This is a genomic window from Halostella pelagica (genome assembly GCF_004762015.1).
Classification (GTDB): domain Archaea; phylum Halobacteriota; class Halobacteria; order Halobacteriales; family Natronoarchaeaceae; genus Halostella; species Halostella pelagica.
In genome coordinates this window covers 1-4,914 of sequence record NZ_SJES01000014.1, presented here as the reverse complement: position 1 = coordinate 4,914, position 4,914 = coordinate 1, and the positions used below count along the sequence as shown (strand labels likewise).

Genomic DNA, 4,914 nt, shown 5'->3' with positions numbered 1-4,914 from the left:
TACAATGAAGTCCGAAGGACATGAGGATTCCACCCCTGCGGTCCGCCGTACACGATGGGATCTGATGTTAGCCTTGGTAGTTCGGTGACACCCGGCCGTTCAACGGTCTGGCGGTCACCGGACACGGACCACGCAAGATGGTGTACACTCGTCTGAGTGTACCCGCCACGCCCCCTGGCCCTTAGTGGCCAGGTACATTCCGGTTGATCCTGCCGGAGGCCATTGCTATCGGGGTCCGATTTAGCCATGCTAGTCGCACGAGTTTAGACTCGTGGCGAATAGCTCCGTAACACGTGGCCAAACTACCCTCTGGAGCGGGATAACCTCGGGAAACTGAGGCTAATACCGCATACGGCTCTCCGCCTTGAACGGCCTGAGCCGGAAATGCTCCGGCGCCAGAGGATGTGGCTGCGGCCGATTAGGTAGACGGTGGGGTAACGGCCCACCGTGCCGATAATCGGTACGGGTTGTGAGAGCAAGAACCCGGAGACGGTATCTGAGACAAGATACCGGGCCCTACGGGGCGCAGCAGGCGCGAAACCTTTACACTGCACGCCAGTGCGATAAGGGGACCCCGAGTGCGAGGGCATATAGCCCTCGCTTTTGTACACCGTACTGAGGTGTACGAATAAGGACTGGGCAAGACCGGTGCCAGCCGCCGCGGTAATACCGGCAGTCCAAGTGATGGCCGCTATTATTGGGCCTAAAGCGTCCGTAGCCGGCCAGGCAAGTTCGTCGGGAAATCCACCTGCTCAACAGGTGGGCGTCCGGCGAAAACTGTCTGGCTAGGGACCGGAAGACCCGAGGGGTACGTCCAGGGTAGGAGTGAAATCCTATAATCCTGGACGGACCACCGGTGGCGAAAGCGCCTCGGGAAGACGGATCCGACGGTGAGGGACGAAAGCTTGGGTCACGAACCGGATTAGATACCCGGGTAGTCCAAGCTGTAAACGATGCTCGCTAGGTGTGGCACAGGCTACGAGCCTGTGCTGTGCCGCAGGGAAGCCGCGAAGCGAGCCGCCTGGGAAGTACGTCTGCAAGGATGAAACTTAAAGGAATTGGCGGGGGAGCACTACAACCGGAGGAGCCTGCGGTTTAATTGGACTCAACGCCGGACATCTCACCAGCTCCGACAGTAGCAGTGACGATCAGTGTGATGAGCTTATCAGAGCTACTGAGAGGAGGTGCATGGCCGCCGTCAGCTCGTACCGTGAGGCGTCCTGTTAAGTCAGGCAACGAGCGAGACCCGCACTCCTAATTGCCAGCATGACCCTTGAGGTTGATGGGTACATTAGGAGGACTGCCACAGCCAATGTGGAGGAAGGAACGGGCAACGGTAGGTCAGTATGCCCCGAATGAGCTGGGCGACACGCGGGCTACAATGGCCGAGACAGTGGGATGCAACCCCGAAAGGGGACGCTAATCTCCGAAACTCGGTCGTAGTTCGGATTGAGGGCTGAAACTCGCCCTCATGAAGCTGGATTCGGTAGTAATCGCGCCTCAGAAGGGCGCGGTGAATACGTCCCTGCTCCTTGCACACACCGCCCGTCAAAGCACCCGAGTGAGGTCCGGATGAAACCGTCTCTGACGGCTGAATCTGGGCTTCGCAAGGGGGCTTAAGTCGTAACAAGGTAGCCGTAGGGGAATCTGCGGCTGGATCACCTCCAACGACCCGAGACCACCCCGACGCGGGTGGCTCACCTTCGTCCGTATTTGTCGACCACCGCCCTGCAACCGATCGGGCACCTTAGAACTACCAAGGCTAACGCTCCTCCCGGAAGGGAGGTGGGCCCATAGCTCAGCGGTAGAGTGCCTCCTTTGCAAGGAGGACGCCCTGGGTTCGAATCCCAGTGGGTCCATGCTGTTCGGATTCGGCGTACGGAACCGTTGCCCTTAAGTGGGTTACTCCGCTACGATTGAATCCGAACGAACCGATGCACCATCCCGCGCAAGCGTGGTTGGGAAGGGTTGAATACGCCCCCGGTGACACCCAGGGGCGTGTGATGAGGCCGTGTGTACGTGCAATCCAGACGTCCACTGGACCCGTTCCCGGGTCACAGTGACAATATATCGCACTACCACCATGGTAGTGCACCACAACGTGGCTACTGTGCCACCTGGTGGATAGCTCGGCTCGAGTGCCGACGAAGGACGTGCCAAGCTGCGAAAAGCCTCAGGGACCCGCACGGAGGGTAAGAACTGAGGATCTCCGAATGGGAATCCCCTCGCAATTGCTTCGCGCAATGGGGAACGCCGGGAATTGAAACATCTCAGTACCGGCAGGAAAAGAAATCAATAGAGATGTCGTTAGTAACGGCGAGTAAACGCGACACAGTCCAAACCGAAGCCTTCGGGCAATGTGGTGTTCGGACTGGCTCTCAGCAGCAGACCATCTGCATGAAGTCTCCTGGAATGGAGCGTGAGACAGGGTGATAACCCCGTAATGCAGACCAGTACGCTGTGCGTCAGCTCCAGAGTATCGGGGGTTGGATCTCCCTCGTGAACACGGCCGGCATTAACGGCCAAGACTAAATACAACTCGAGACCGATAGCGAACAAGTAGCGTGAGCGAACGCTGAAAAGCACCCCATGAAGGGAGGTGCAATAGGGCTTGAAATCAGGTGGCGATCGAGCGACGAGGCATACAAGGTCCGCTGCAAAATGACACAGGCGCGAGCCTGCAGTAAGACGCACCGGAAGCCGATGTCCCGTCGTACGTTTTGAAAAACGAACCAGGGAGTGTACATGTTTGGCAAGTCTAACCTGAGTATCAGGGAAGGCGCAGGGAAACCAATATGGTCGCAGGGCTTTGCCCCAGGACCACCGTGTTCAAGCGCGGGGAGTCAAACGGGTACGACCCGAAACCGGACGATCTATGCGTGGGCAAGGTCAAGCGTGCCGAAAGGTGCGTGGAAGCCTGCTAGAGTTGGTGTCCTACAATACCCTCTCGTGACCTACGTATAGGGGTGAAAGGCCCATCGAGTCCGGCAACAGCTGGTTCCAACCGAAACATGTCGAAGCATGACCTCTGCTGAGGTAGTTCGTGAGGTAGAGACACTGATTGGGAGACCCAACTCCGAGAGGAGTTGGCCTCCCTGTCAAACTCCGAACTTACGAACGCCATCGACGCAGGGAGTCCGGTGTGCGGGGTAAGCCTGTGCACCATGAGGGAGACAACCCAGAGCTGGGTTAAGGTCCCCAAGTGTGGATTAAGTGCAACCGAAGGTAGTCTCGAGCCCTAAACAGCCGGGAGGTGAGCTTAGAAGCAGCTACCCTCTAAGAAAAGCGTAACAGCTTACCGGCCGAGGTTCGAGGCGCCCAAAATGATCGGGGCTCAAATCCACCACCGAGACCTAGCGACACCTGTCACAAGGTGATTCCGTAGGTTGGCGCTCTATTCGGCTGGAAGCATGGGTGAGAACTCGTGTGGACCGAATAGTGACGAAAATCCTGGTCATAGTAGCAGCGTTAGTCGGGTTAGAACCCCGACGGCCGAACGAGCAAGGGTTCCTCGGCAATGCTGATCAGCCGAGGGTTAGCCGATCCTAAGTCCTACCGTAAGTCGAATGGGACAACAGGGAAACTGGTTAATATTCCAGTGCCATCATACATTGAAACTGACGCTTTGGGGCCGCCTGAACTGGGCATTCGCCCAGTCGAATCGTCGAACTCCGTGGAAGCCGTAATGGCAGGAAGCGGACGAATGTCGAGATAGAGCAATTCAGGCCAACCTAGAGCCCGTGAAAAGGGAGTATGATGCTCGTACCAAGAACCGACACAGGTGCTCATGGCAGCGAAAGCCAAGGCCTGTCGGGAGCAACCGACGTTAGGGAATTCGGCAAGTTAGTCCCGTACGTTCGCAATAAGGGATGCCTGCCTCCGACGAGGCAGGTCGCAGTAACTCGGACGCTCCGACTGTCTAGTAACAACATAGGTGACCGCAAATCCGCAAGGACTCGTACGGTCACTGAATCCTGCCCAGTGCGGGTATCTGAACACCCAGTACAATGGGGCGAAGGACCCGTTAACGGCGGGGGTAACTATGACCCTCTTAAGGTAGCGTAGTACCTTGCCGCTTCAGTAGCGGCTTGCATGAATGGATCAACGAGAGCGTCACTGTCCCAACGTTGGGCCCGGTGAACTGTACGTTCCAGTGCGGAGTCTGGAGACCCCCAAGGGGAAGCGAAGACCCTATAGAGCTTTACTGCAGGCTGTCGCTGAGACACGGTCGCTAATGTGCAGCATAGGTAGGAGCCGTTACACAGGTACCCGCGCCAGCGGGCCACCGAGGCAGCATTGAAATACTACCCGTTAGTGACTGTGACTCTCACTCCGGGAGGAGGACACCGGTAGCCGGGCAGTTTGACTGGGGCGGTACGCGCTTGAAAAGATATCGAGCGCGCCCCAAGATTTCCTCACTCGGGTCGGAGACCCGAGGAAGAGCGCAAGAGCACATGGAAGTCTGACAGTGACATTCCCAACGAGTGTCGCTGACGCGAAAGCGTGGTCTAGCGAACCTATCAGCCTGCTTGATGCGGGCGATAGATGACAGAAAAGCTACCTTAGGGATAACAGAGTCGTCACTCGCAAGAGCACATATCGACCGAGTGGCTTGCTACCTCGATGTCGGTTCCCTCCATCCTGCCCGTGCAGAAGCGGGCAAGGGTGAGGTTGTTCGCCTATTAAAGGAGGTCGTGAGCTGGGTTTAGACCGTCGTGAGACAGGTCGGCTGCTATCTATTGGGGGTGTCACGGTACCTGACGGGAACGTTCGTATAGTACGAGAGGAACTCCGAATGGTCACCACTGGTGTATCGGTTGTCCGAAAGGGCACGTACCGAGCAGCCACGTGACACGGGGTAAGAGCTGAACGCATCTAAGCTCGAAACCCACCTGAAAAAGAGGTACCACTGAG

1 tRNA gene and 2 rRNA genes are annotated in these 4,914 nt (G+C 57.2%); all 3 read left to right on the top strand.

Going from position 1 to position 4,914, the window contains the following annotated elements:
- The first annotated feature begins 196 nt into the window (after positions 1 to 196).
- Positions 197 to 1,667: ribosomal RNA gene (locus EYW42_RS19355) — 16S ribosomal RNA — on the top strand.
- A 120-nt stretch (positions 1,668 to 1,787) separates the two neighbouring features.
- Positions 1,788 to 1,859, top strand: a tRNA-Ala gene (locus EYW42_RS19350).
- Positions 1,860 to 2,096: 237 nt separating this feature from the next.
- Positions 2,097 to 4,914 (top strand): 23S ribosomal RNA (locus EYW42_RS19345); the annotation flags it as partial.